The sequence below is a fragment of the Streptomyces sp. NPDC050997 genome, from assembly GCF_040660135.1.
GTDB lineage: Bacteria > Actinomycetota > Actinomycetes > Streptomycetales > Streptomycetaceae > Streptomyces.
This window is the reverse complement of sequence record NZ_JBFAGK010000019.1, coordinates 17,872-43,116: the sequence shown is the minus strand read 5'-3', so window position 1 is coordinate 43,116 and position 25,245 is coordinate 17,872. Positions and strand designations below refer to the sequence as shown.

Sequence of the window (25,245 nt, the reverse complement as noted above, 5' to 3'; positions counted from 1 at the left end):
ATGGCGACGGCCACCGCATCCGCTCCCCGGCTCTCCCTGCCCGGCGTCCTCAAACGACGCGCGGTCGCCAAGCTTGCCCTGCTGGCCCTCGCCGCCGCGGTCCTCGTGCCACTGGCGAACGCCCGCTGGGCCAGCGGCAGTTGGCCCGACGCGCTCACCGTCGACCTCACCGAGCCGCTGACCAGGACCAGCGACTGGATCATCGACAACCGGGACAGCCACCCGCTGTTCCTCTACTTCTTCGGCTACGTCAGCAACGCGGTCGTGCTCTCCGTACGCGCCGTGTACCTGGTGCTGCTCGGCGTCGGCTGGGCCGGTGTCACCGCGATCGCCGGGCTGGTCGCCTGGCGGGTCGCCGGAGTGAGGCTCGCCGCCGGCACCGCCGTCGCGTTCGTGGCCTGCGGCCTGCTCGGCATGTGGATCCCCACCATGCAGACGCTCGCCCTGATGGTCGCGGCGGTCCTCGCCTCGGTCGTCGTGGGCCTCGTGCTGGGGCTCGCCGCCGGGCTGTCCGACCGGATGGACCGGATCCTGCGTCCGGTCCTGGACACCATGCAGGTGCTGCCCGCCTTCGCCTACCTCCTCCCGGTGGTCCTGGTCTTCGGCATCGGCGTCCCCGCGGCCGTCCTGGCCACCGTCGTCTACGCCGCCCCGCCCATGGCCCGCCTCACCTCGCTCGGCCTGCGCGGCGCCGACAAGGAGGTGCTGGAGGCGGTCGAGTCGCTCGGCTCCACCGCCCGCCAGCGCCTGCTGACCGCCCGGCTCCCGCTGGCCCGCAAGGAACTCCTGCTCGGCCTCAACCAGACGATCATGATGGCGCTGTCCATGGCCGTCATCGCGTCGGTGATCGGCGCCGGCGGCCTCGGTGACCGTGTCTACCAGGCGCTCGCGTCCGTCGACGTGGGCGCGGCCCTCGCGGCCGGTATCCCGATCGTGCTCCTCGCCGTCGTCCTGGACCGGATCACGTCCGCGGCGGGGGAACGATCGGACGACGCCGAGCGGTCGGGCCGCGCGGGATGGGCGTACGCGCTCGTCGCCGCCGTCGTGGTCGCCGTGGCCGGGCGGCTGCTGGGCCGTCTCGACTGGCCCGACACCTGGACGCTGAACATCGCCGAGCCGGTCAACCGGGTCGTCGACTGGATGACCGCGCACCTGTACTCCGGGGTCCCCGTGGTCGGCGGCACCGCCGACTGGGCGGGCCACTTCACCACCTGGGTCCTCGACCCGGTCCGGGACGGCCTGCAAGGGCTGCCGTGGTGGTCGGTGCTGCTCATCGTCGCCGCGCTGGCCTGGGTGATCGGCACCTGGCAGACCGCGCTCACCGCGGTCCTCGCCATGGTCGGCATCGGTGTCCTCGGGGTGTGGAAGCCGTCCCTGGACACGCTGTCCCAGGTGCTGGCGGCGGTCGCCGTCACCCTCGTCCTGGGCTTCGCGACCGGTATCGCGGCGGCCCGCAGCGAGCGGTTCGAGCGGCTGCTGCGGCCCGTCCTGGACGTCTGCCAGACGATGCCGCAGTTCGTGTACCTGATCCCGGTCGTCGCCCTGTTCGGCGTCGGCCGTGCCCCCGCCGTCGCGGCGGCCGTCGTCTACGCCCTGCCCGCCGTCGTCCGCATCACCGCCCAGGGGCTGCGTCAGGTCGACCCGGCCGCGATGGAGGCGGCGCGTTCGCTGGGCGCCAACAGCGGCCAGCAACTCCGCCAGGTGCAACTCCCGCTGGCCCGGCGGTCCTTGCTGCTCGCCGTCAACCAGGGCGTGGTCCTGGTCCTCGCCGTCGTCATCATCGGCGGCCTGGTCGGCGGTGGCGCGCTCGGCTACGACGTCGTCTTCGGCCTCGCCCAGGGCGACCTCGCGACCGGCCTGGTGGCCGGAGCGGCCATCGTCTGCCTCGGCCTGATGCTCGACCGGGTGACCCAGCCGACGGAACGCCGCATGAAGAAGGGAGCGTGACATGCGACTTCGTACGAATGCCGTAGTGGGCTCCCTGCTGCTGGTCACCATGACCGGCTGCGGCGCCGCCGACATGACCAAGCAGGCCTCGCCCTTCGCCAACGCCCAGGGCTCCAAGACCGTGACCCTCTCGGTCCAGTCCTGGGTGGGAGCGCAGGCCAACGTGGCTGTGGCCCAGTACCTGATGGAGCACAAGCTCGGCTACCGCGTCGACACCGTCCAGGTCGACGAGGTGCCTGCCTGGGACGCGCTCAGCCAGGGCCGCGTCGACGCGATCCTGGAGGACTGGGGCCACCCCGACCAGGAGCAGCGGTACGTCAAGGACAAGAAGACGATCACGTCGGGCGGTGAGCTCGGAGTGACCGGGCACATCGGCTGGTTCGTGCCGACGTACTTCACCAAGAAGCACCCGGACGTCACCGACTGGAAGAACCTCGACAAGTACGCCTCGCAGTTCCGCACTCCGGAGAGCGGCGGCAAGGGCCAGCTGATGGACGGCTCGCCCTCCTACGTCACCAACGACAAGGCGCTGGTGCAGAACCTGAAGCTCGACTACCAGGTCGTCTTCGCCGGTTCGGAGGCCGCCCAGATCACGCAGATGAGGCAGTTCGCCAAGGAGAAGAAGCCCTTCCTGACGTACTGGTACGCCCCGCAGTGGCTGTTCAAGAAGGTCCCGATGACCGAGGTGAAGCTGCCCGCCTACAAGGAGGGCTGCGACGCCGACCCGGCGAAGGTCGCCTGCGCCTATCCGCACACCCCTCTGCAGAAGTACCTCAACACGGACTTCGCGAAGAGCGGCGGCAAGGCGGCGGCGCTGCTGAAGAAGTTCAACTGGACGACCGAGGACCAGAACGAGGTCTCCCTGATGATCGCCGACCAGAAGCTGACGCCCGAGGAGGCGGCGAAGAAGTGGGTGGACAGCCACGAGTCCACCTGGAAGGCGTGGCTGTCCTGATCACGTCTACGTCAGCTGTGCGGCGATCTCCCGCAGTGCCTGGGCGGTCCGCCGCTGGAGCCCTGGTCCGAACGTGACCCGAGTGGCCCCTCGTGCGCCCAGCTCGGCGGGCGAGGGGCCCTCACCGATCTCCGCGCCCACGTTGATCGGACCCTGGATCCCGGCCCGCAGCAGCGGCAGGACGTGCGGCGGGGCACCGATCGGGTACACGCAGTCCGCGCCCGCGGCGACGTACAACGCGGCCCGCTCGATGGCCCGTTCGGGATCGTCGACCCCGCAGGCGAAGGTGTCGACGCGCGCGTTGACGAAGAGCCGGTCGGCCGCCGCGGACCGCACCTCGGCGAGCCGGTCGGCGTGCTCGCGCGGGTCCTGGAGGACGCCGTCGACGGAGTCCTCCAGGTTGCACCCGACGGCTCCCGCCTCCAGGAGCCGCTCCACCAACTCCTTGGCCGGCAGCCCGTACCCTCCCTCGATGTCCGCCGACACCGGCACGTCCACGGCCCGGACGATCCGCGCGACGGCCGCGAACATCTCGTCGGCGGGAGTCTGCCCGTCCGCGTAACCGAGGGAGGCGGCGATCCCGGCGCTGGGCGTCGCGAGCGCCGGGAACCCGGCCTCGGCGAGTACCCGGGCGGCGGCCGCGTCCCAGGGGCCGGGCAGGACGAGGGGATCCCCGGGAAGGCGGCCTCGGTGCAGTCTCCGGAACGTCTCGACCTTGCTCACGGCGTATGACCCCCCGGCGGGATCCGGCGGCTGACCATCACCCGGTTCCAGTTGTTGATGGCGACGATCAGCCCGATGAGGTGGGCGAGTCGGACGTCGTCGAAGTGCTGGGCGGCCCGCTCGTACACCGCGTCCGGCACGAACCGGTCCGTCAGCACGGTCACCGCCTCCGTCAGGGCCAGCGCGGCCCGCTCCCGCTCGTCGTAGACCCCCTCGGCCTCCTCCCAGGCGGCGAGCAGATCGAGCTGCTTCTCGCTCACCCCGTGCCCGCGGGCGATCGTGAGGTGCATGTCCAGGCAGAACGCACAGTGGTTGAGCTGCGAGGCCCGGATCACCACCAGCTCGGCGAGCGCGGGGTCGCCGAGCCCCTTCTTCGCGGTGGCGCTGAGCGCGGACATGGCCTGGCCGACCTCGCGGTCCAGGAGCGTCGTACGGCTCATGTGTACTGCCCCGGCTGGTAGTGGCCCGGGACCAGACGGCAGGTCACGCCGAACCGGTTCCAGGCGTTGATCACCGCGATAGCGGCGATCAGCTGGGCCAGCTCGGCCTCCGCGAAGTGCTTGGCGGCCCGCTCGTAGACCGCGTCCGGCACGAAGCCGTCCGTCAGTACGGTCACCGCCTCCGTCAGCGCGAGCGCCGCGAGCTCCTGCTCGGTGTAGAAGTGCTCCGACTCCTCCCACGCGCTGAGCTGGATGATTCGCTCCACGCTCTCGCCGCCCGCGAGCGCGTCCTTGCTGTGCATGTCGACGCAGAGCGCGCAGTGGTTGAGCTGAGAGGCGCGGATCTTCACCAGCTCCAGCAGCTTGGCGTCGAGGCCCTTACGGGCGGCGGCGTCGAGCCGGAGCATCGCCTTGAAGACCTCGGGGGCGTGCTCGGTCCAGCGCAGTCGGGGGGTGTGTTCGGGGGCGTACTCCACGGCCGTGGCGGCCGTCGTGGCGGCCGCCGTGCCGTCGTCGCTTCTCGTCGTCATGCTCTCGACCCTAGGAGCGAGGCTGCCCAGGAGCATGGTCCATTTCCAGACCGAAACCTTGGGCCAATCCGGGTGCCGCCCTCCGCCTCGAACCGGCCGGACCGCACTGATTGTTTTCTCTTTCTGGAATCCGGATCGCCGAAAGAGCGGATAGAGTCACCCCATGAGCAAAAGCGATTCCATAACCCGCGTGGCCCTCAAGGAAATCACCCCCGACGTCTCCGCCGCGATGGGCTCCCTGCATGGCGCCGCCGTTTCCGCGGCCCAGGACGCCAAGGTCGAACCGGAACTCCTGGAACTGATCAGGATCCGCGCCTCGCAGCTCAACGGCTGCGCGTTCTGCCTCGACATGCACACCAAGGACGCCCGCGCCCAGGGCGAGACCGAGCAGCGGATCTACGCGCTCAACGCCTGGCGGGAGACCCCCTTCTTCTCCGCGCGGGAGCGCGCCGCGCTGGCGTTGACCGAGGCGGTGACGCTGGTGCACGACGGCCAGGTCCCGGACGCGGTCTACGCCGAGGCCGCGGAGGTCTTCGAGGAGGAGCAGATCGCGGCACTGATCTGGGCGGCCACGGTCATCAATGCCTACAACCGGATTGCCATCGCGACCCGGATGGTGCCGGGCGCTTATCAGCCGGTGCAGAAGAAAAACTGAATTCGGGCAGCTTTTATGGCGCCGGGTCGAATGGGCTCAGGAATACGGGTCTCATTCGGTCCGGCGCCACGCCGTCGGGGGGCGTTGAATTCAGCGCTCCGGCAGTGGCTCCATGAGGTCGTCCAGCCATTTCCGCCATTCCGGGGCCCGCACCGCCGGTGCCGCTTCCATCGGTCGTCCCGTCCAGCCCGTCACCGGCCGGATTCCGTGCAGCGCGTTCACCAGCCACACCTCACGCCCGTCCAGCTCGGCCAGGGTCCGCTCGCGGTGGGCGACGCGGGTCCTGGTGCGCGCGGCCTGTTCCTGGATGATTCCGACGGTGACCCCGGGCAGGACGGGCAGTCGCGGCGGGGGCAGGCACAGGGTGTCCTCCTCCCACCACAGCACGCTGGCGGTGGCCGACTCCAGCACCACTCCGGAGTGCGCGATCAGCACCGCCTCCTGAGCGCCCTCGACGGACGCCCGCCGCCGCACCCTGGCCAGGGCGTCCAGGTCCGGCCCCTTGCGGCGGGGGACGGTCCGTGGATCGGACTGCCCCGCCGCCCATACCCGCACCTCGGTGCCGAGCGGCGGCGCGTGCCGCAGCAGCAACCGCAACTCCAGGGAACCGGCGGCGAGTTCGACCCGGGGAAACCACTCGCCGGTACGCGGCAGGGTCGCCGTCATGTCCTGCCAGAACTCCACGAGCCGCCGCAACGGGGGCCCGCCGCACTCGCCGCACGCCCGCAGGAACCGCTCCCGGTGCCGCTCGAAGCCCCGCACCCGCCCGTCCCGCACCAGCCAGGAGTCCGCGACGAGCAACCGCCCCCCGACCGCCGCCCCCGTCTCCACCGCCGCACCTGTCTCCCCCGACTGCCTCCCGGCCGCTGCACCTGTCGTCGCCACGGCGCCCGGCGCCGGCCCACTGACCGGCACCAGCCCATCGCCGGGCGTCCACCTCAACAGTCCTTCCGCAACCGCCGGTCGTATCACCCGAAACGCCTCCTCAGTACTTGCCGCCGGCCGCCACCGGCGCCCCGCCACGCGGCCCGTAGGGCGCGTGTTCCAACCATGACCCACACCACGGCAGCACCGGCGAGAGGGCCGCCGCCGCCCGCTGCCTGACCCGGACGCTCCGCCGCCGTGGCCGCAGATGGTCCAGCGCCTCCCCGGCGGCCGCACTGTTGAACAGGGCCGCCTCCCGCCGCGCCGCGGCGAACTCGGCGACCGCCTCCGCCGTCCCCGCGGCGACGGCGCCCTCGGCCGCCGCGATGGCGTGCGCCGCCGCCGCCGCGTCCGCGATCCCGCTGTTCATCCCCCGCGCCCCGAACGGCGGGAAGAGATGCGCCGCCTCCCCGACCAGCAGCACCCGCCGGTGCGGATCGGTGAACGAGGCCGCGACCTTGCGCAGAAAGCGGTACGTCGACACCCACAGGATCCGCTCGGCGTACCCGTCACCCACGACCGACGGCAGCCACCGGCGTACGGCCTCCTCGGTGCCGTACTCCTCCTCCCGGTCGTCGTCCCGGCACTGCAGGTCGACCTGGAAGCCCCCGGTGAACGGCACCCGCATCACACTGCGCCCGCCCACCCCCGGATGCTCGTAGTGGAAGACCCGCTCCAGCGGCAGCTCGGCGCCCGGGATGTCGGCGACGTCGACGACGACGTGGAAGCCCTCGCCACGACTGCCCTCCATGGCGATGCCCAGCGAGCGCCGGAGCGTGGAGCGGGCCCCGTCGGCGGCGATCGCGTACTCGCCGGTCCACACCCGTCCGTCCTCGCCGGTGATCCGGACCCCGGTCGCCGTACCGCGCACGTCCGTCACGCGGGCGTCCCACACGAACTCCACCCCGGCCCGCTCACAGGCGGCCCGCAGGAAGCGCTCGGTGTCCACCTGGCGCAGGCTGGTGAAGGGCGGGATTCCCGACGGGGGCGGGTAGGTCCGGGAGTACACCTCACGGCCCCGGTAGAGGGTGCGCCGGGTGTGCCAGGTCCGCCCGTACGCGGTGATCTCCTCGGCGAGCCCCGGCTGCATCCCGTCGAGCAGACGGAGGGTCTCCCGGTGCACGAACAGGGCCCGGCTGCCCGGCCGTTCACGGTCCTTCGGGTCGGCCTCCAGCAGGACGACCGGCAGCCCGTGCGCCCGCAGTCCGAGGGCCGCCGACAACCCCACGGGGCCGGCGCCGACGACCAAGACGGGGTTCATGCGCGCGCGCCCTCGGCCAGCATGCGGGTGATCTCCAGCCGCTTCACCTTCCACGTGGCGGTCATCGGCAGCTCCTCGAACCGCCACTGCCGCGGCTCGGCCATCGCGGGCAGACCGGCCGTGGCCTCCCGCCAGCGCTCGGGGTCCAGCGGTCGTTCGCCCCGCACACACACCACAGGCACCGGTTCGCGGTCCGCGCCGGGCACGATGACGACCTCGCGGAGTTCCTCCAGCCGGTCCATCAGCGCGTCCTCGACCTCCAGATTGCTGTGCACGGCGTCTATCTGGTCGACCTCACGGTCGATCAGATGCAGGGTGCCCAGGCGGCTTTGGTACCCCATGTCGCCCATCTGCCACCAGCCGTCGTCGAGTTGACGTTCGTACTGCTCCCGGGCCCCGAGGTAGGTGAGGATGCGGCCCCGGGTGCGTGCCTCGATCCGGCCGGCCGTGCCGGGCGCCGCCCGCCTCCCCTCGGCGTCGGTGACCCGGACGCGGGTGAAGCCGGGGATCCCGATCCCGACCCGGCGGCCGTCCGCGCGGGCCGCACTGCGCCGGGTGAACCACTGGAACGCCACCGGCCCCGTCTCGCTCTGCCCGTACAACTGGACCAGCCAGGGTGTACGCCGCTTCGAGGCGTCCAGCAGCCGCCGTACGGTCCGCGGGTGGATCGCGTCGAACGTGGAGCCGTACGCCTTGACCCGGGACAGCGGCGCGCCGGACGCGTCGGCCAACTCCTCCCACAGCACGAAGGTGTTGGGATGCGTCTCGACGATCCCGGGCCGGTGCCGCACCAGCAGCGGCGCCACGCGCACCGGATCGGGGTCGGTGATCAGCACCAGCGGGCTGCCGAAGTGCAGCAGGACACCGAGCAGATGGTAGAAGCGCGAATGCACGAAGGACATGTGCAGGGCCGCCGTCTCGCCACGGGTCGGCCAGCCCATCGCCTGCTGCGGTACGAGCCGGTTCCACATGGTGTTCGCGCAGTGCACGGCGAGCTTGGGCACGCCCGTGGTGCCCGAGCTGTGGGTGATCAGGGCGGGTTCGCGGGGATGAAGCCGTACCGGCGCGGGTGGCTCGGCGCCCGCGTACTTCTCCAACGACTCGGCACCGGGCGCGTAGTCCACGGAGAGGGTCCGCCGTACGTACGCGGACACGTCGACGTCCTGGAGCGGACCGTCCAGTTTCGCCCTGTCGGTGATCAGCCAGGGCCGCCGCAGCCGCGCCAGCAACTGCCCCACCACGGGCCCGGCGAGACCGGGCGAGAGCAGTGCCGGGACCGCGCCGATACGGGAGATCGCGCAGGTCAGCAGCATGATGTCGACGTTGTCCGTCTTGTGTACGACCACCTGCTCGGAGGGCCGTATCCCTGCCTCCCACAGCCGTCCCGACAGTTCCTCCACCACGTCGGCCAGCACCGGGTAGCTCAGGTCGACCCCGAGGGACGGGTTGACGTCCAGCGGCCGGTCCAGGGTGACGAAGACGGGCCCGTGGCGCTCGGCCGCCCGCCGGAACACCGGGCCGAGATAGAACCCGCGGTCGGCGAGGAGAGGTTGTTCGGGCATGACGCCCTTCCTTTCTGCCATGGTCACCACGCGCCTGCGCGGACCAGGTGACGGCGGAGCTTTCCGGTCGGCGTGCGGGGCAGGGACGGCACGAAGCTGACAATCCGGGGGACCTTGAAAGCGGCCAGATGCGACTGAGCCAGCCGGATCAGGTCGTCCTCGAGCCCGGGTGGCACCGCCGCGGCGGGGACGATGAAGGCACGCAGCCGACTGCGGCCGTTCCCGTCCCGGACGGCGGTGACCGCGACCTCCCGCACCGCCGGATGCGTCCGCAGCACGTCCTCCACCTCCAGCGGGGAGACGGTGATGCCGCCGACCATCTCCATGTCGTCGGCGCGGCCCAGATGCCGGTACGTGCCGTCCGGTTCGCGGCACGCCCGGTCCCGGGTGGCCAGCCAGCCGCCGGCCAGGGCCCGGTCCGTCTCCTCGGGCCGGTTCAGATAGCCGGGCGTCACCGTCGGCCCGCGCACCCACAGTTCGCCCTCGGCGTCCTCCGGCACCGGATGCCCGTCCCGGTCACGCAGCTCCACCTCGAAGCCGGGGACGGGACGGCCGACGGTGCCGGGACGGTTGTACTCGAAGCTGTTGGCGCAGAACGCGTGCCCCGCCTCGGTGGAGCCGATCTGTTCGAGCACCGGCGCGCCCAGCAGCTCGGCGACCTGCATCCCGAGCACCGTCGGCATGCCCTCACCGGCCGACACCGCCGCGCGTACGGAGGCGAAGCACGCCTCGTGGCCGCTGCCCCGGTCGGCGACCAGGGCGGCGTACGCCGACGGTACGGAGTACAGCAGCGTCACCCGGTGCCGGGCGGCCAGCTCGTCCACGGCGGCCGGGGTCGGACGCCGGTCCACCAGCACGGCCGACGAACCCGAGAAGAGCGGGAAGACGAAGGCGTTGCCGAAACCGTAGGCGAAGTACAGCTTCGACACCGACAGCGTGACGTCGTTCTGCGTGATCCGCAGCAGCCGCCGGCCGATCAGATCGTGGTACGTCCGCGGATCGCCGTGGGTGTGCGGCACCCCCTTGGGGCGGCCCGTGGTGCCGGACGTGTACTGGACGTACAGCGGAGTGTGCGCGTCCACCGGGTAGGCGTCGGCCGGCTCGGCGGTGGGCGTGAGCGCGAGCAGCTGGTCGGCGCCGAGCCGCGCCCGGTCGCTGAAGCGGTCCTCAAGTCCCGGCCCGGTCACGCACAGCACGGCCTCGGTGTCCTCGGCCATGAACGCGTGCTCGGCCGCGGGCAGTTCCGGGTTGACCAGGACCGCCACGGCCCCGAGACGGGCGGTGGCGAGGAAGGCCGTCACCCAGGCGATCCCGTCCGGCAGGGCGAGCAGCACCCTGTCGCCGGGGCGCACACCGTGCTCGGCGAGCACGGTGGCCGCGCGGGCCCCGAGAGCGTGCACCTCGCCGTGGGTCCAGACCCGGTGGCCCTGGTGGAAGGCGGCCCGGCCGGTCCATCCGCGCCGCTCGGCGAGCGCGGTGAGATGCGCCGCGAGGTTCCCGGGGGCGCCCGCGTCGGCCGGGGCGAGCCTGGGCTGGGGAGCCGTGGACTTGGAGGCCGTGGGTTTGGAGGCCGTGGACTTCGGGGCCGTGGGCTTCGGGGTCATGGATCGGGGGGTCGGCGTCGCACGGGCTGTGCCGTGCCGGTTCGCGGCGGTCGTCATCGGGTGGCCTCCTCGGTGGCGGTCCGAGGCATCCGGGGGCCGGCCTGCTCCCGCTGCTCCTGGATCCGGTCGGCCGTGTGCTCCCGCAGCGCTCTCATCTGCGCGGCCGTCTTCAGCAGCATCTCGTCGTACTCCGCGACCGGGTCCGAGTCGAGGACGATCGCCCCGCCCGCGCCGAGGTGCATCATTCCGTCGGCGAGTACGGCCGTACGGATCACGATGTTGAGATCCGCGCCGCCGCCGCACCCCAGATAGCCGAGGGCTCCGGAGTAGACGCCCCGGGCCTCGGTCTCCAGCGAGTCGATGATCTCCATCGTGCGCAGCTTCGGCGCGCCGGTCATGGAGCCGCCGGGGAAGCAGGCGCGGACACAGTCCACCGCGTCCGTGCCCGCGCGCAGCCGGCCCTCGACGGTGGAGACGAGCTGGTGCACGGTGGCGTACGTCTCGGTGGCCATCAGCCTCGGCACGCGCACGGTGCCGGTCCGGCAGACCCGGCCCAGGTCGTTGCGGAGCAGGTCGACGATCATCAGGTTCTCGGCGCGGGTCTTGGCGTCCGCCGCCAGTGCGTCCCGGAGCCTCGCGTCCGCCGCCGGTCCGTCGCCGCGGGGCGCGGTGCCCTTGATGGGCCTGGCCTCGGCCACCCCGTCCCGGGTGATCCGCAGGAAACGCTCGGGGGAGGAGCCGGCCACATCGAGGTCCTTGAACCTCAGGAACGCCGCGTACGGTGCCGGGTTCACGCGACGCAGTACGCGGTAGAAGTCGTACGCGTCCGGCGGAGCGGGTAAACGGGCGGCGTCGGTCAGACAGATCTCGTAGCTGGTGCCCGCCCGCAACTCCCGCACACAGGCCTCGATGTCCGCGAGATAGGTCGCCCGGTCGCGCACCAGCCAGGGCTCGGCGGCGAGGAGGTCAGGAGCAGGAGCGGCCGTGGGCGGCGACTGGACGTCGGCGGTCGGGCCGGGGTCGGCTTTCACGCAGGTGAGTTGGGCGAGCGTGCCCTCCAGCCAGTCCGCGGCCTCCCGCGCCGCCTGCGGGGAGTCCTCCGCCAGGCAGACGGCGTAGGTGAAACCCTCCTGGTGGTCCACCGCGATCAGCCGGTCCGCGAACAGCCAGCAGGCGTCCGGGATTTCGGACGAGTGTCGGTTCGGCGATCCGCAGTCGGCCTTCGTCTCGTAGCCGAAGTAGCCGACATAGCCGCCGGTGAAGTCGAAGGGCAGCCCGGTGGCGTCCACCCGACGGTTCGCCAACTGCCGCTTCAGGTAGTCGAAGACGCTGGCCTTGACCTTGCGCGGCGGCCGTCCCGCCCGCTCGATCTCGCAGAGCCCGGCGTCGACGTCGTAGCGCACGAACTCGGCGAGCGGTCCGCTGTCGTCACCGAGGAAGGAGAACCGGGACCGGCTCGGCTCGACCAGCGAACTGTCCAGCCAGAACGCCCGCTCGGACGCGGCGTACATCCGGGTGAAGGCGGCCTCCGCGTCGACCGCGCCCGCGATACGACGGGTGTGCAGACGGTAGGCGGCACCACCGGCCCGCCGAGGGCGGGGGATGGAGACGCCGGACGGGCCGGGTGTGGTGGTCGACGATGTGGCCGTGGCCGTGGCCGCCGGCTTCGTGATGGCCGCGGATGTCGCGGCGGCGGATCGGATCGCGGTGGCCGCGGGGCGGCGGATCGCCACCTCGGCCGGGGGGACCGCGGTGTTCTTCGTACGCAGCTTGCGTGCCCGGTCCGCGGTGAGGTTCCGGAAGTTCACGAGCATGCGGTGGCCGTACTGGGTGAGGACGGACTCCGGGTGGAACTGCACGCCCCACAGGGGCCGGGTGCGGTGCCGCAGCCCCATGAGCACGCCGTCCTCGGCCCAGGCGGTGGCCTCCAGGGCCTCGGGCAGCGGCTCGCGCACGGCCAGTGAGTGGTAGCGGACCGCGGTGAAGGCCTGCGGCACCCCCTGGAACAGGTCCCGCTCGTCGTGCCGGACGGTGGTCAGATGCCCGTGCCGGGGCTCCGGCGCCGGCTCCACCCGGCCGCTCGACCCGAGGGCGATGCCCTGGTGGCCCAGGCAGACGCCGAGCACGGGAACCGGGGACCCGGCCAGCACCCGGGCGCTGATGCCGAAGTCGCGTGCCTTCGCCGGGTGTCCTGGACCCGGCGACACCACCACGTTGTCGAATCCCGCCAGATCCGGAATCGCGTCGGCGTGGGCGTCATTGAGGATCACCACCGGCTCCTCGCCGTTGACCTCGGCGATCAGCTGGAACAGGTTGTACGTGTACGAGTCGTAATTGTCGATGAGCAGGGTCTTCACCCGCCCACCTCCCTTGCGTCGTTCTCTGGCCTACGCGGTCCGTTTGTGCCGTCCGCGGAGTGCCTGGAGCGGTGGATACAGCCATTTCTTGAAGAAACGCTGAAGGCGCGGCATCAAAATCCAGGTGACAAGAGCCGTCACGCACAGACACAAAAGCAGCGTACGAATGAACGGATTGAGATCGCCAAGATAGGGGAGCACGATCAGATTGAACAGAAGCACCGGCGGGAACACGGCGCTCATATTCACGAACCACAGCTTCCATTTCGACGGCGGAGCCGGAGGTGCCGGAGGCGTCGTCGCAGTGCGCTCGCTCTGGGCGTCGAACCACACCTTCGCGCCTCGGACGCTCCGTCGGCCCGTCTGTCGGGCGAACCCCTCCGCGCGCATGTCCCACTGTCTGCGCACGGTCGAGTTCTCCCAGGCCAGGGCGGTGCCTTCGCTGGCGAAGCGATAGACGACATGCCACTCCGCCTCTCCGTCGACAAGAACGCCACCCCCCAGGAAGCCTTGCTGCTGCGCGCTCGCGGCCAGCATGGCCCACCCCCAGGAGTGGAACTCCCCTTCATGGCCCGGCACCACGTGATAAGCCACGGTCACGGTGACGGGATTACTGGTCACGCCGTGGAGTACGGAAAGGCGACCGGACCCGTTCAAATATTCAACGAAGTTTTTCGACTGTCCGAAACGCGGCTCTTCGTATGTTTTTGACGTCCTTGGCGTCTTGTGTCGATCAGTACCTGCGGTAACTTTTGGCAAATACGGGGAAGCGCTTGCCGGGTGGTCGGGAAAAGCTGCACGATCGCCGTCCGAGACCTAAGGAGTTCCATGTCCAGGTACGACTGGAATATGACCCACGAGGGAATCGACCGGGCCCGGGCCGTGATCGAACCAGCACGAAAAGAAGTCACCGCCCATCCTCTTTACCGGCGAATAGACAGCCGAGAACGTATGGCGACCTTCATGGCGCACCATGTGTTCGCCGTGTGGGACTTCATGTCCCTGCTCACATCCCTGCAACGGGAGCTGACCTGTGTCGACGTCCCCTGGGTGCCGCGCGGTTCGGCCGTGAGCCGGCGACTGATCAACGACATCGTGCTGGTCGAGGAGAGCGACGAACTGAACGGCGGCTTCAGCAGCCACTTCGAGCTGTACCGCGCGGCCATGACCGAGGCGTCGGCCGACACCACCCGGATCGACACGTTCCTCGCGCTGACCGAAGAGGGCCACGACGTGTCCTCCGCGCTGCGGGTCGCTCAAGTCCCGGCCCCCGCCGCCGAGTTCGTCCGCACCACCTTCGCGATCATCACCGACCGGCCCCTGCACTGTCGGGCGGCCGCCTTCGCCTTCTCCCGCGAGGACCTCATCCCTGACATGTTCGATCAGGTGATCAAGGAGGAGGGCGCCGACCGGTTCCCGCTCTTCCGCGACTACCTCGCCCGCCACATCGAGGTCGACGGCGAGGAACACACCCCCATGGCCCTGCAGATGGTGGCCGACCTCTGCGGCACGGACGACACCCGCTGGCAGGAGGCCGTCGAAACGGCCACCCTCGCGCTGGAGGCCAGGTCCCGGCTGTGGGACGGCATCACGGAGGCGATGGACGCGGTGGACGCGGTGGACGCGGTGGGGTGAGGGGCAGGGCGCTTTCAGGGCGCCCTCGGGACTTTGGGGCCTTGGGGCCGGCCGCAGGGCCTCTGGACCCCACGACCTCAGGGCCTCACGGCCTCATGGCGTCAGGGCCTCACGACCCCAGGTCTCACGACCTCAGGTCTCACGACCTCAGGTCTCACGACCTCAGGTCTCACGACCTCACGGACTCACGGCCTCCGGCGCTTCGGCCGTAGACGGTGCCTCCCCGAAGCGGGCCAGCGCCAACGCCCCGGCGACCGCGACGAGGAAGCCCAGCACCGCCACCCACCCCAGGCCCTCCCGGGTGCGATCCCCGAGCCAGATCACCCCCACGGCCGCCGGACCGACCGTCTCGCCGATCACCATGCCGGCGGTGGCCGCCGTGACCGAGCCCGAGCGCAGCCCCGACGTCAGGGACAGGAACGCCGCCGCACCCCCGACCAGCAGCGCGTACACCGCCGGATTCCGCACCAGGTCCCAGACCGCGAGCGAGTCGATCAGCCGTACCGCCACCTCGACCACCCCGAACCCGAACCCGGCCCCCAGGCCGAGCACCGCGGCCCGCACCCGCTTCGGCAGCCGGCCCCCGTTCAGCCCGAGCAGCAGCACCGCGAGGGCCGCACCGAGCAGCGCGTACTCCAACGCCGCCGGGCCGTCGCGGTCGCCCTCCGTCCCGGACGCGATCCCCAGCAGCGCGAGCCCCGCGCACACCACCCCCACCGCGCCCCACTCACGCCCGCTCAGTGGTACCCGCAGCAGCCGCGCCGCGACCACCGCCGTCACCGCGAGACTGGACGCGAGTGCCGCCCCGACCGCGTAGATCGGGATCGACCGCAGCGCGGCGACCTGGAACAGGAAACCGAGGCCGTCCAGCGCCAGGCCGGCCAGGTACCGCCACTGCCGGACCGCTCGCAGGAACAGCGTCGCCTCCCCGACGTCGCCCCCTCCGGTGTCCGCCGCCCGCGCCGCCACCGCCTGCAACACCGTCGCCGTACCGAAGCAGACCGCGGCACCGAGCGCGCACACCATTCCAAAGAGCACAAAGCGACTGTAGGGGAGGTGCGAGCGGCGGCCCGCCCGGCCGCGCCCTCTCGCCGATCTCTAAACTGTCCGGCGGACATCGGACACGGGCCGTACACCGGGCCTGACCAGGGGCCGTACACCGGGCCCGGTCAAGGGGGAGACACGAACATGGCGGACGCACGTCGGCAACTTCGCTCGGGAACGGTCGCGCTCGGCGGCGTGGGCCTGCTCGCCGTGGCCCTGACGGCCTGTTCCTCGGACCCCGACAAGCGCTGCGTCGACCGCGACAGCTACACCCTCTCCAAGGGCTACAAGGTCGTCGGCGACAAGAACTGCAAGTCCGCGACCACCGTCGACGGCACCTATTACTACGGCGGCAAGAAGCAGGGCAGCTGGGTCAAGGGCGGCTCCTTCACCAAGCCCGGCAAGAAGTCCGGATCGGGCGGTTCGAGCAGCAGCGGGGGCAGCGGAGTCGACCGCGGCGGCTTCGGCGGCGGGGGCGACGGCGACGGCGGCGGCAAGAGTTCCGGCGGCTGACCCACCGTCCGAGCCCCCGCCACCCGTCCGAAAGCAGCTCAGAAAGCCCCGCGTGGAACGCCACACCATCGAGCCCCGCCCCGGCTGGCAGCAGACCGTGGAGGAGCAGGGGCTCGTCTACCCGCTCACCCGCTACCCCGACGACACCCTGCGCCCCTACTGGGACGAGAGCGCGTACTACGCCTTCACGCTCCCCGAGGTCGAGGCGCTGGAGGAGGTCGTCGAGGAACTCCACCGCATGTGCCTGACGGCGGCCGAGCACATCGTCGTCGAGAACCGCTTCGCCGACCTCGGCATCACCGACCCGCGGGTGGTCGGGACGGTCGCCGAGGCCTGGCGCCGCCGTGCGGAACTCCCGTCCGTCTACGGCCGGTTCGACCTCCGCCACGACGGCACGGGCCCGGCGAAGCTGCTGGAGTACAACGCCGACACCCCCACCTCCCTCGTCGAGGCCGCCTCCCCCCAGTGGTTCTGGATGGAGGAACGCTTCCCGGGCGCCGACCAGTGGAACTCCCTCCACGAAAGCCTGATCGCCGCCTGGAAGAAGCAAGCCGCCCTCCTCCCGCCCGGCAGCCCCCTGTACTTCGCCCACTCCTCGGCCGACGAACTCGGCGAGGACCTCATGACGGTCGCCTACCTCAAGGAGACCGCGGAGCAGGCCGGCCTGGACACCGAGTGGATCGCCATGGAGGAGATCGGCTGGGACCCGCTGTCCGGCCGCTTCGTCGACAACCAACTCCGCTTCATCCGCAGCTGCTTCAAGCTCTATCCCTGGGAGTGGCTCACCACCGACCGCTTCGCCGGCCACGTCCTGGACACCCTCGACAACGGCGGCGGGACGGGCAGCACCCTGTGGATCGAGCCTGCCTGGAAGATGCTGCTGAGCAACAAGGCGTTGCTGGCGATCCTCTGGGAGCTGTATCCGGGCCACCCGAACCTGCTCCCCGCCTACCTGGACGGCCCGCGGGAGTTGGCGCGGACGACCGGTTACGTGGCCAAGCCTCTGCTGGGCCGGGAGGGTGCGGGGGTGACGATCCACCAGCCGAACCCCTCCGACGCCGCCCCGGCGCCACGCGAAGAGGCCTGCTGCTACCAGGAGTTGGCGCCGCTGCCCGACTTCGACGGCAACCACGTGGTCCTCGGCGCCTGGGTCGTCGAGGGCGAGTCGGCGGGCCTCGGCATCCGCGAGTCCTCCGGTCTGGTCACGGACGAGTACGCCCGCTTCCTGCCACACGTCGTCCGCTGAGGAGGCGTCGGAAAACGCGTTGCCGGGCCCGGACCGGCCGCGTTACGGTCACCCCACTCTGAAGAAACAGAGCTCTCTGGAAGCATCGCCGCAGAACGGGAGCAGGCCCACGCACAGCGCGTGGGGCCACGGAGGGGCGGCACCCGTATCAGGCTTGCCCTCCGGAGGACTCTTCCCATGAACATCGGCCTCGGCCTTCCCATCGACGACCCCGCCCAGCTCCCGGCCTGGGCCCGGCGCGCGGACACCGGCCCCTTCAGCACCCTCGGCCTCCTCGACCGGCTCGTCTACGACAACCCCGAGCCCCTCGTCACCCTCGCGGCCCTCGCCGGTGCCACGTCCCGCATCCGTGTGCAGACCGAGGTACTGCTCGCGCCCCACCACAGCACCGCGCTGCTGGCCAAGCAGACCGCGACCCTCGACCGCCTCTCGGACGGCCGCTTCACCCTCGGCATCGGCGTCGGCGGCCGCCTGGACGACTGCCGGGCCGCCGGCATCGACTTCCACCGCCGTGGCCACCGCCTCGACGAACAGATGACCCTGCTGCGCCGCGCCTGGTCAGGTGAGCCCTACGGTGACGGCATCGGCCCCATCGGCCCCGCGCCCGCGCGGTGCGGCGGTCCCGAGGTGCTGTTCGGCGGCTTCGCCCCGGCCGCGCTCGAACGGGTCGGCCGCTTCGGCGACGGCTTCCTCGGCGCCGCCCTCCCGCCCCGCCACATGTCCGGACTGTTCCGTGGCGTCGAGGCGATCTGGCAGAAGTACGACCGTCCCGGCCGTCCGCGCCTGGTCGCCCAGGTGAGCGTCGCCCTCGGCCCGCGGACCACCGTGGACCTGGCCCGCCGCAACCTCCACGACTACTACGAGTTCACCGGCCGCGCCGACTACATGGCGAACGGACTGTTGACCACCACGCGGCAGATCCGCGAGGCGACCGACGCCCTGTCCGACATCGGCGCCGACGAGGTCATGCTCTACTGCTGGGCCCCCGACATCGACCAGATCGACCGACTCACCGACGCCCTGTTCTGACCACCGGCACCTCCAGTACGGCACCCAGCTGGGCCAACCCCCAGTCCAGGTCCTCCTCGGAGACGACCAGGGGCGGCGCGATCCGGAGCGTCGCCCCACGGGTGTCCTTCACCAGCACCCCCCGCTCCATCAGCCTCTCGGACACCTCCCGACCCGTGCCGTACGCCGGATCGATGTCGATACCCGCCCACAGTCCCCGCCCGCGCACCGCCGTCAGCCGGCCCTTCCCGGCCAGCACTCCCAGCTCCCGCAGCAGATGATCGCCGAGCTCCGCCGCCCGCGCCTGGTACTCGCCCGACCGCAGCATCGCGATCACCTCCAGCGCCACCGCACAGGCCAGCGGGTTCCCTCCGAACGTCGACCCGTGCTCCCCGGGCCGGAACACCCCGAGCACCTCGGCACCCGCCACCACCGCCGACACCGGCACGATCCCGCCGCCCAGCGCCTTCCCCAGCACATACACGTCCGGCACCACCCCCTCGTGCTCACACGCGAACGTCCGCCCCGTCCGCCCCAGCCCCGACTGGATCTCGTCCGCCAGGAACAGCACGTTCCGCTCCCGCGTCAACTCCCGCACCCCCGCCAGATATCCGGCCGGCGGAACCAGCACCCCCGCCTCCCCCTGGATCGGTTCGAGGAGCACGGCGACCGTGTTCTCGGTCATCGCCGCCCGCATCGCGGTCAGATCCCCGTACGGCACGATCTCGAAGCCCGGCGTGTACGGCCCGAAGTCCGCCCGTGCCTCCGGATCCGTGGAGAAGCTGATGACGGTCGTGGTCCGCCCGTGGAAGTTGCCTCCCGCGACCACGACCTTCGCCATCTCCGCGGGCACGCCCTTGACCCGGTACCCCCACTTCCGGGCGGTCTTCACGGCCGCCTCCACCGCCTCCGTGCCGGTGTTCATCGGCAGCACCATCTCCATCCCGCACAGCTCGGCGAGCTCCGAGCAGAACGCCGCGAACCGGTCGTGATGGAACGCCCGGGACGTCAACGTCACCCGCTCCAACTGAGCCTTCGCCGCCGCCACGAGCCGACGGTTGCCATGTCCGAAATTCAGCGCCGAGTAGCCCGCCAGCAGATCCAGATAACGCCGCCCCTCCACATCCGTCATCCACGCGCCGTCCGCGGTGGCGACCACCATCGGCAGCGGATCGTAGGTGTGCGCGCTGTGGGCGTCCGCCGCGGCGATGAGCGCTTCCGTCGTGGTCACGGGACCTCCCGAGGTCAGACTGCCCTCCCTTCCTATAGTCGCTCGCATGGTGGACGCGGGACCTTCCCCTGCCGACGCGCCCGGTAGGCTGACCGGCAGGCCGTGACTGGCGCGCTGGGATGGGACGGACCATCGGGGAGCGGCCTGCGAGAGTGACAAGTGCCGTGCGCCTGGGCCGACCCGTGAACCGTGACCGCTTCAAGCCACGCCGCCCGGAGGCCGCCATGTCAGAGCAGCAGCCCCTCTCCAACGAGTCCACCGCCTTCCGCGCGGCCCTCGACGTGATCCGCGCCGTCGAACCGCGCGTCGCCGACGCCATCGGCCAGGAGGTCCACGACCAGCGCGAGATGCTCAAGCTGATCGCCTCCGAGAACTACGCCTCCCCGGCCACCCTGCTGGCCATGGGCAACTGGTTCAGCGACAAGTACGCCGAGGGCACCATCGGCCGCCGCTTCTACGCCGGCTGTCGCAACGTCGACACCGTCGAGTCCCTCGCCGCCGAGCACGCCCGCGAACTCTTCGGCGCCCGGCACGCCTACGTCCAGCCGCACTCCGGCATCGACGCCAACCTCGTCGCCTTCTGGTCCGTGCTCGCCGCGCGCGTGGAGGTCCCCGCCCTGGAGAAGGCCGGCGCCCGCCAGGTCAACGACCTCTCCGACGCCGACTGGGCCGAGCTCCGCCAGGCCTTCGGCAACCAGCGCATGCTCGGCATGTCCCTGGACGCCGGCGGCCACCTCACCCACGGCTTCCGCCCGAACATCTCCGGCAAGATGTTCGACCAGCGCTCCTACGGCACCGACCCCACCACCGGCCTCCTCGACTACGAGGCCCTGCGCGCCACCGCCCGCGAGTTCAAGCCGCTCATCATCGTCGCCGGCTACTCCGCCTACCCCCGTCTCGTGAACTTCCGGATCATGCGCGAGATCGCCGACGAGGTCGGCGCCACGCTCATGGTCGACATGGCCCACTTCGCCGGTCTGGTCGCCGGCAAGGTCCTCACCGGCGACTTCGACCCGGTTCCGCACGCCCAGATCGTCACCACCACCACCCACAAGTCGCTGCGCGGCCCCCGCGGCGGCATGGTCCTGTGCGACGACTCCCTCAAGGACCAGGTCGACCGAGGCTGCCCGATGGTCCTCGGCGGCCCGCTCCCGCACGTCATGGCCGCGAAGGCGGTGGCGCTGGCGGAGGCCCGGCAGCCCTCCTTCCAGGACTACGCCCAGCGCATCGTCGACAACTCCCGCGCCCTCGCCGAAGGCCTGACGCGCCGCGGCGCCACCCTCGTCACCGGCGGCACCGACAACCACCTCAACCTGATCGACGTGTCCTCCTACGGCCTCACCGGCCGCCAGGCCGAGGCCGCCCTGCTCGACTCGGGCATCGTCACCAACCGCAACGCCATCCCCGCCGACCCCAACGGCGCCTGGTACACCTCCGGCATCCGCATCGGCACCCCCGCCCTGACCACCCGCGGTCTGGGCACCGCCGAGATGGACGAGGTCGCCGGTCTCATCGACCGCGTCCTCACCACCACGGAGCCCGGCACCACCAGCAAGGGCGCCCCTTCCAAGGCCCAGCACATCCTCGACCCGAAGATCTCCGACGAGATCTCCCGCCGCGCCACCGACCTGGTCGCCGGCTTCCCGCTGTACCCGGAGATCGACCTCGGCTGACCCACCTCGACCGATACCCCGCCCGGCTCCCGTTTCGGCAGTGACGGGACTCAGAGGTCGATCAGCTCTTGGCGTGGCCCCTCCCGCGGCGGTCCGGCACCCGGCCGGCCCGCCGCGCGGCGTATCAGCAGCGCGCCTCCGACCCCGGCCAGGAACCCCACAGCGAGCCCCGCAAATCCGGAACCTCACCGCCCGGCCCCCGCGGGGAGGCACCTGCCACCGCACCCCGAACAGGCCGACCACCAGCACCACCGCTACGAAGCCCCCGAGACGCACCCCCGTACCTCTGCTCCGAGCCGTCATCCGTCCCGCCCCCTCCTGATATCCCAGGCCGTCCCGATGTCCCAGGCCGTCCCGATCAACGCGCCCGACCTCACAGATCCCGCAGCTCCTGCCTGGGCCCCGACTCCCGCTGCACCCGGTTCCAAGGCACCCGAAGGGCCGGCCGCCGCAGAACCAGTGCCAGCCCCGCCCCGCCCGCAGCGCCGGGCAGTGCCCACCACCAGTCGGTGTCGTCGGACGCCACCGGTGCGCCTGTCCGCAGCCCGGCCGTCTCCGTGTCGGGAGTGGCCGCGGGCGGAGCCTCCGACTGCCAGGGCGCCGGGAAGATGCCCGTGTAGCCCTCGCCCGAGACCTTGCCCATCACGCCGAGCTTGCTGAGCAGGTCGCGCAGCTGGGCCGGGTGCTCGGCGCGGTGCCAGTAGCCGTTCGGGGTGTCGGGCATATTGGCCGCGGTGTGGATCCAGACGGCCCCGGCACCGGACTCGACAGGAAAGACCCGGTCCAGCCGCCACGGCGATATGTCGTGCGCCAGCCATGTCACATTGATCTGACGGGCCTCTGCCAGACCAGCCTCGGGAGGCTGGTCCGGGGTGCCCCGGCCGGCAGCTCCGAGCAGCTGCTCCAGCTCTCCGTACCCCTCGTCGGAGTAGTACAGCGCGTGGGCCTCTCCGCTCGCCGGAGACGTCACCAGGACACTCGTCGGCCCCCCGGCCGAGGCGGACGACGCGCCCCACACCATCAGCGCCGTCATCACCGCCAACGACCCGATCAGCGCCGCCAGTTCGCGACCCCGGCCCCTGCTCCGGCTTTCGCTGCTGCTCCTGCTCCTCCACCCGTGCATCCCGCCCCCAGCGTGTCCGTCCGTGCGGCCCGCCGCGGGCCGCGTGTCACTTCTGGTACACCGCCCGATCCGCCGGGGTTCCCACCCCGCGCGCACTATTTCGGCGACTTCTCCGGGGACGTCGGAGGCCAGACGCCGACGGACTTCGCGATGTCCGTCACCCGCGACTTCGGGGCCACCCCCTCAAGCCTGAGCGTCACGTCCGGTCCGCCCGCGCCGCCATGGGTCCACAGCAACGTCGGCCCCGCCGTCCGCTCCTCGCGCGTATAACGGCCCCCGTCCGCACCCACCAGCCAGAAACTCAGCACATGCGGCCGGGGGAACCACAGCGCGAGGTCACTCATGCCGGTCGTGGAGGGCTCGGTACCCAGCTCCACCCACTCCGGCTGCTCGCGCACGGTCTTCGTGAACGTGATGTCCAGGCTCGCCGCGAACTCGTCCAGCCGGATCGTCCGCCCCCGCTCATGCCAGCACAGGCTCATCACGAACCGGCCCCGCGGTTCGCCGGTCACCGTCACCGCGTCCGGCAGGCCCAGTGTCCGCGGGACCAGCGGCGCGAACCCGGCCCGGCGCTCGGCCTGCGCGAAGGACAGCGACCGCCCGCAGCCGGGCACCTCCGCACCGGCGGACGGCACCGCCGACGGGTCGTACCGCACCTCGACCCCGCCGAAGTCGAACCAGTCGAGGACCGCCGCCCGCACCGGAGGCGTGAGCGCGAGGATCGCCAGCAGTCCGCACAGCGTCGCGGTCAGTGAGCGCCATCGCGCCCGCGTCCAGCGCCGGGCCGCGCGCAGCCGCTCACCGGCCCCCGCCCTCGGCGGTTCGGCCACCGGCGCCGGGATCCGCTCGGCGATTATCTGCGCCAGCACCCGCTCGACCATCGACTCCGACCCGGCGGCCCCGGCCGGATCCAGCGACCTCCCCAGCGCCCGCAACTCCTCCGGCAGCCGGGAGGCACCGGCACCCTCGGCACCGGCGGCCTCACCGCCGTACGCACCCCGCTCCCGCGCCCGCTCTCCTCTCCGCTCCGGCTCCTCACTCACGCTCGTCACCCCCTTCCCGAGGCTGGAAATCCGGCAGCAGGCGGCCCAGCCTGCGCAGTGCGCGGTTGAGCCGGGACTTCACCGTGCCCCGGGGCCAGCCCAGGGCCAGGGCCGTCTCCGACTCGTCCATCTCCAGCAGATAGCGGTAGGTGACGACCAGTCGGTGCTCCTCGCTCAGCTTCTCCAGGGCGGCCAGCAGGGCCGCCCGGCGCTCCGTCTCCAGCGTGGCCACCGCCGGGTCCGCCGATTCCGGTATCAGCGGCTCGGCCTCCGCGAACGCCGCCTCACGCCCGGCGAGCGTGCGCTGACGCGCCGCTGTCCGCACTGTGTTCCTCGTCTCGTTGGCCACGATCGACAGCAGCCACGGCTTGAACGACGCGCCGTCCTGGAACCGGCCCAGCGCGCAGTACGCCTTGACGAAGGCCTGCTGCACCACGTCCTCCGCGTCCGCTCCCGCCCCGAGTGCGGCGGCCGCCCTGAGCGCGATGCCCGTATGGGCCCGCACCAGCTCCGCGTACGCCTCCGGCTCTCCGGCGCGTACGCGTGCGATCACCGCGGCCTCATCGACGATGCGGCCCCCCTCCCGCGTCCTCACACGATTGGTACACCGCTCGCGGCGGATCGGTTCCCACCTGTGTCACTTCTGTTTCCGACCAGTTCCGGATCGGCCCCCGACACCTGAGAGAATGGTGAGCATGGCTTCTGATCGCCCACACGTCGCCCACACAGACCCGCAGGGGAATGGCTCCGCCATGCAGCGTCGCCCGCGAGTGCTCTCCGGAATCCAGCCCACCGCGGGCTCGTTCCACCTCGGCAACTACCTCGGCGCCGTCCGCCAGTGGGTGGCCCTGCAGGAGTCGCACGACGCGTTCTACATGGTCGTCGACCTGCACGCGATCACGATGCCGCAAGACCCCGCGGACCTGCGCGCGAACACCAGGCTGGCCGTCGCCCAGCTCCTCGCGGCCGGTCTCGACCCGGAGCGCTGCACGCTCTTCGTCCAGAGCCACGTCCCCGAGCACACCCAGCTGGCCTGGGTCATGAACTGCCTCACCGGCTTCGGCGAGGCGTCCCGCATGACCCAGTTCAAGGACAAGTCCGCCAAGCAGGGCGCCGACCGCGCCAGCGTCGGCCTGTTCACGTACCCGATCCTCCAGGTCGCGGACATCCTGCTGTACCAGGCCCACGAGGTCCCCGTCGGCGAGGACCAGCGCCAGCACATCGAGCTCACCCGCGACCTCGCCGAGCGCTTCAACGGCCGCTTCGGCGCGACCTTCACCGTCCCCAAGCCGTACATTCTCAGGGAGACGTCGAAGATCTACGATCTTCAGGACCCGTCGATCAAGATGAGCAAGTCGGCGTCGACGCCGAAGGGCCTCATCAACCTCCTCGACGACCCCAAGACCACCGCGAAGAAGGTCAAGAGCGCGGTCACCGACACCGACACCGTGATCCGTTTCGACCGGGAGAACAAGCCGGGTGTGAGCAACCTGCTCAGCATCTACTCGACGCTCACCGGGGCGGGTATCGCCGAACTGGAGGAGAAGTACGTCGGCAAGGGCTACGGTGCGCTCAAGACGGACCTCGCCGAGATCATGGTCGACTTCGTGACGCCGTTCCGGGAGCGCACCCAGCAGTACCTGGACGACCCGGAGACGCTCGACTCGATCCTGGCGAAGGGTGCGGAGAAGGCGCGCGCCGTCGCCGCGGAGACGCTGTCGCAGGCCTATGAGCGGGTCGGATTCCTGCCCGCCAAGCACTGAGGGGCCGG

23 protein-coding genes and 1 riboswitch are annotated in these 25,245 nt (G+C 71.3%); of the genes, 9 read left to right on the top strand and 14 right to left on the bottom strand.

Annotation, left to right across the window (positions count from 1 at the left end):
• Positions 1 to 1,947 carry an ABC transporter permease subunit gene (locus AB0H86_RS33115; RefSeq protein ID WP_362447258.1) on the top strand — a complete coding sequence of 649 codons (1,947 nt, stop codon included), beginning with the start codon at positions 1 to 3 and terminating at the stop codon, positions 1,945 to 1,947.
• Between the two features lies 1 nt (position 1,948).
• A complete protein-coding gene (locus AB0H86_RS33110) occupies positions 1,949 to 2,902 on the top strand; it encodes an ABC transporter substrate-binding protein (RefSeq protein WP_362447255.1) in 954 nt (317 codons plus the stop codon).
• Positions 2,903 to 2,908: 6 nt separating this feature from the next.
• Here the strand turns inward: AB0H86_RS33110 and AB0H86_RS33105 are convergent, their stop codons facing one another.
• The 3 genes from AB0H86_RS33105 to AB0H86_RS33095 are packed head-to-tail and all read right to left on the bottom strand — an operon-like array spanning position 2,909 to position 4,595.
• On the bottom strand, positions 2,909 to 3,625 hold the full coding sequence (locus tag AB0H86_RS33105) for an isocitrate lyase/phosphoenolpyruvate mutase family protein (RefSeq protein WP_362447252.1): 717 nt from the start codon (positions 3,623 to 3,625) through the stop codon (positions 2,909 to 2,911).
• Positions 3,622 to 4,065 (bottom strand): carboxymuconolactone decarboxylase family protein, encoded by a 444-nt coding sequence (locus tag AB0H86_RS33100; RefSeq protein ID WP_362447249.1) that lies wholly within the window; start codon positions 4,063 to 4,065, stop codon positions 3,622 to 3,624. Before AB0H86_RS33100 ends, AB0H86_RS33105 begins: the two co-directional genes overlap by 4 nt.
• Positions 4,062 to 4,595 carry a carboxymuconolactone decarboxylase family protein gene (locus tag AB0H86_RS33095; protein WP_362447246.1) on the bottom strand — a complete coding sequence of 178 codons (534 nt, stop codon included), beginning with the start codon at positions 4,593 to 4,595 and terminating at the stop codon, positions 4,062 to 4,064. Before AB0H86_RS33095 ends, AB0H86_RS33100 begins: the two co-directional genes overlap by 4 nt.
• A gap of 163 nt (positions 4,596 to 4,758) precedes the next feature.
• On the opposite strand from AB0H86_RS33095, the gene AB0H86_RS33090 reads away from it, so the two are divergent.
• Positions 4,759 to 5,250 carry a carboxymuconolactone decarboxylase family protein gene (locus AB0H86_RS33090; RefSeq protein ID WP_362447243.1) on the top strand — a complete coding sequence of 164 codons (492 nt, stop codon included), beginning with the start codon at positions 4,759 to 4,761 and terminating at the stop codon, positions 5,248 to 5,250.
• Positions 5,251 to 5,340: 90 nt separating this feature from the next.
• On the opposite strand, the gene AB0H86_RS33085 is transcribed toward AB0H86_RS33090, so the two are convergent.
• The 6 genes from AB0H86_RS33085 to AB0H86_RS33060 form a co-directional block, all read right to left on the bottom strand.
• Positions 5,341 to 6,081, bottom strand: a complete 741-nt coding sequence (locus AB0H86_RS33085) for an aminotransferase class IV (RefSeq protein WP_362447240.1) — start codon at positions 6,079 to 6,081, stop codon at positions 5,341 to 5,343.
• A gap of 154 nt (positions 6,082 to 6,235) precedes the next feature.
• Positions 6,236 to 7,435, bottom strand: coding sequence for an FAD-dependent monooxygenase (locus tag AB0H86_RS33080; RefSeq protein WP_362447236.1), 1,200 nt, complete (start codon positions 7,433 to 7,435; stop codon positions 6,236 to 6,238).
• On the bottom strand, positions 7,432 to 8,997 hold the full coding sequence (locus AB0H86_RS33075) for an AMP-binding protein (protein WP_362447233.1): 1,566 nt from the start codon (positions 8,995 to 8,997) through the stop codon (positions 7,432 to 7,434). The genes AB0H86_RS33080 and AB0H86_RS33075 overlap by 4 nt, the downstream gene beginning before the upstream one ends.
• A 23-nt stretch (positions 8,998 to 9,020) precedes the next feature.
• A complete protein-coding gene (locus AB0H86_RS33070; protein ID WP_362447230.1) occupies positions 9,021 to 10,601 on the bottom strand; it encodes an AMP-binding protein in 1,581 nt (526 codons plus the stop codon).
• Between the two features lie 53 nt (positions 10,602 to 10,654).
• Positions 10,655 to 12,958 (bottom strand): aminodeoxychorismate synthase component I, encoded by a 2,304-nt coding sequence (gene pabB, locus AB0H86_RS33065; protein WP_362447227.1) that lies wholly within the window; start codon positions 12,956 to 12,958, stop codon positions 10,655 to 10,657.
• Between the two features lie 30 nt (positions 12,959 to 12,988).
• Positions 12,989 to 13,579 (bottom strand): hypothetical protein, encoded by a 591-nt coding sequence (locus AB0H86_RS33060; protein ID WP_362447224.1) that lies wholly within the window; start codon positions 13,577 to 13,579, stop codon positions 12,989 to 12,991.
• A gap of 207 nt (positions 13,580 to 13,786) precedes the next feature.
• Here AB0H86_RS33060 and AB0H86_RS33055 point away from each other — a divergent pair, with 207 nt between their 5' ends.
• Positions 13,787 to 14,593, top strand: coding sequence for a DUF3050 domain-containing protein (locus tag AB0H86_RS33055; RefSeq protein ID WP_362447221.1), 807 nt, complete (start codon positions 13,787 to 13,789; stop codon positions 14,591 to 14,593).
• 177 nt (positions 14,594 to 14,770) lie between these two features.
• On the opposite strand, the gene AB0H86_RS33050 is transcribed toward AB0H86_RS33055, so the two are convergent.
• On the bottom strand, positions 14,771 to 15,619 hold the full coding sequence (locus AB0H86_RS33050) for a DMT family transporter (RefSeq protein ID WP_362447616.1): 849 nt from the start codon (positions 15,617 to 15,619) through the stop codon (positions 14,771 to 14,773).
• 162 nt (positions 15,620 to 15,781) lie between these two features.
• Here AB0H86_RS33050 and AB0H86_RS33045 point away from each other — a divergent pair, with 162 nt between their 5' ends.
• The 3 genes from AB0H86_RS33045 (at position 15,782) to AB0H86_RS33035 (ending at position 18,425) form a co-directional block, all read left to right on the top strand.
• Positions 15,782 to 16,150, top strand: coding sequence for a hypothetical protein (locus AB0H86_RS33045; RefSeq protein WP_362447218.1), 369 nt, complete (start codon positions 15,782 to 15,784; stop codon positions 16,148 to 16,150).
• A gap of 52 nt (positions 16,151 to 16,202) precedes the next feature.
• The gene (locus AB0H86_RS33040) at positions 16,203 to 17,396 is read left to right on the top strand and encodes a glutathionylspermidine synthase family protein (protein WP_362447215.1); all 1,194 of its coding nucleotides are present in this window, start codon (positions 16,203 to 16,205) and stop codon (positions 17,394 to 17,396) included.
• Between the two features lie 177 nt (positions 17,397 to 17,573).
• Positions 17,574 to 18,425, top strand: a complete 852-nt coding sequence (locus tag AB0H86_RS33035) for an LLM class flavin-dependent oxidoreductase (protein ID WP_362447212.1) — start codon at positions 17,574 to 17,576, stop codon at positions 18,423 to 18,425.
• Here AB0H86_RS33035 and rocD read toward each other — a convergent pair.
• Entirely contained in the window at positions 18,406 to 19,635 is a 1,230-nt protein-coding gene (gene rocD / locus AB0H86_RS33030; protein ID WP_362447209.1) for an ornithine--oxo-acid transaminase, read from the bottom strand. The two genes, AB0H86_RS33035 and rocD, sit on opposite strands and share 20 nt — an antisense overlap.
• Positions 19,636 to 19,727: 92 nt before the next feature.
• Positions 19,728 to 19,818: riboswitch (ZMP/ZTP riboswitch) on the top strand.
• 41 nt (positions 19,819 to 19,859) lie between these two features.
• On the opposite strand from rocD, the gene AB0H86_RS33025 reads away from it, so the two are divergent.
• Positions 19,860 to 21,308 (top strand): glycine hydroxymethyltransferase, encoded by a 1,449-nt coding sequence (locus AB0H86_RS33025; protein WP_362447206.1) that lies wholly within the window; start codon positions 19,860 to 19,862, stop codon positions 21,306 to 21,308.
• A gap of 373 nt (positions 21,309 to 21,681) precedes the next feature.
• On the opposite strand, the gene AB0H86_RS33020 is transcribed toward AB0H86_RS33025, so the two are convergent.
• From AB0H86_RS33020 to AB0H86_RS33010, 3 genes are all read right to left on the bottom strand, one after another.
• Positions 21,682 to 22,341 carry a hypothetical protein gene (locus AB0H86_RS33020; protein WP_362447203.1) on the bottom strand — a complete coding sequence of 220 codons (660 nt, stop codon included), beginning with the start codon at positions 22,339 to 22,341 and terminating at the stop codon, positions 21,682 to 21,684.
• A 185-nt stretch (positions 22,342 to 22,526) separates the two neighbouring features.
• Positions 22,527 to 23,378, bottom strand: a complete 852-nt coding sequence (locus AB0H86_RS33015; protein WP_362447613.1) for a hypothetical protein — start codon at positions 23,376 to 23,378, stop codon at positions 22,527 to 22,529.
• An 88-nt stretch (positions 23,379 to 23,466) separates the two neighbouring features.
• The gene (locus tag AB0H86_RS33010; RefSeq protein WP_362447200.1) at positions 23,467 to 24,027 is read right to left on the bottom strand and encodes an RNA polymerase sigma factor; all 561 of its coding nucleotides are present in this window, start codon (positions 24,025 to 24,027) and stop codon (positions 23,467 to 23,469) included.
• A gap of 199 nt (positions 24,028 to 24,226) precedes the next feature.
• Between AB0H86_RS33010 and trpS the strand changes: the two genes are divergently transcribed.
• Positions 24,227 to 25,237, top strand: coding sequence for a tryptophan--tRNA ligase (gene trpS / locus AB0H86_RS33005; RefSeq protein ID WP_362447197.1), 1,011 nt, complete (start codon positions 24,227 to 24,229; stop codon positions 25,235 to 25,237).
• The last annotated feature ends 8 nt before the right edge of the window (positions 25,238 to 25,245 follow it).

Excerpts from the sequence above, each read along its gene's own strand:
- AB0H86_RS33055 (WP_362447221.1), top strand. The coding sequence starts at position 13,787 with ATGTCCAGGTACGACTGGAATATGACCCACGAGGGAATCGACCGGGCC.
- AB0H86_RS33050 (WP_362447616.1), bottom strand. The coding sequence starts at position 15,619 with ATGGTGTGCGCGCTCGGTGCCGCGGTCTGCTTCGGTACGGCGACGGTG.
- trpS (WP_362447197.1), top strand. The coding sequence starts at position 24,227 with ATGCAGCGTCGCCCGCGAGTGCTCTCCGGAATCCAGCCCACCGCGGGC.
- AB0H86_RS33025 (WP_362447206.1), top strand. The coding sequence starts at position 19,860 with ATGTCAGAGCAGCAGCCCCTCTCCAACGAGTCCACCGCCTTCCGCGCG.
- AB0H86_RS33100 (WP_362447249.1), bottom strand. The coding sequence starts at position 4,065 with ATGAGCCGTACGACGCTCCTGGACCGCGAGGTCGGCCAGGCCATGTCC.
- AB0H86_RS33035 (WP_362447212.1), top strand. The coding sequence starts at position 17,574 with ATGAACATCGGCCTCGGCCTTCCCATCGACGACCCCGCCCAGCTCCCG.
- AB0H86_RS33095 (WP_362447246.1), bottom strand. The coding sequence starts at position 4,595 with ATGACGACGAGAAGCGACGACGGCACGGCGGCCGCCACGACGGCCGCC.
- AB0H86_RS33020 (WP_362447203.1), bottom strand. The coding sequence starts at position 22,341 with ATGACGGCGCTGATGGTGTGGGGCGCGTCGTCCGCCTCGGCCGGGGGG.
- AB0H86_RS33070 (WP_362447230.1), bottom strand. The coding sequence starts at position 10,601 with ATGACCCCGAAGCCCACGGCCCCGAAGTCCACGGCCTCCAAACCCACG.
- AB0H86_RS33080 (WP_362447236.1), bottom strand. The coding sequence starts at position 7,435 with ATGAACCCCGTCTTGGTCGTCGGCGCCGGCCCCGTGGGGTTGTCGGCG.
- AB0H86_RS33115 (WP_362447258.1), top strand. The coding sequence starts at position 1 with ATGGCGACGGCCACCGCATCCGCTCCCCGGCTCTCCCTGCCCGGCGTC.
- AB0H86_RS33045 (WP_362447218.1), top strand. The coding sequence starts at position 15,782 with ATGGCGGACGCACGTCGGCAACTTCGCTCGGGAACGGTCGCGCTCGGC.
- AB0H86_RS33090 (WP_362447243.1), top strand. The coding sequence starts at position 4,759 with ATGAGCAAAAGCGATTCCATAACCCGCGTGGCCCTCAAGGAAATCACC.
- AB0H86_RS33075 (WP_362447233.1), bottom strand. The coding sequence starts at position 8,997 with ATGCCCGAACAACCTCTCCTCGCCGACCGCGGGTTCTATCTCGGCCCG.
- AB0H86_RS33110 (WP_362447255.1), top strand. The coding sequence starts at position 1,949 with ATGCGACTTCGTACGAATGCCGTAGTGGGCTCCCTGCTGCTGGTCACC.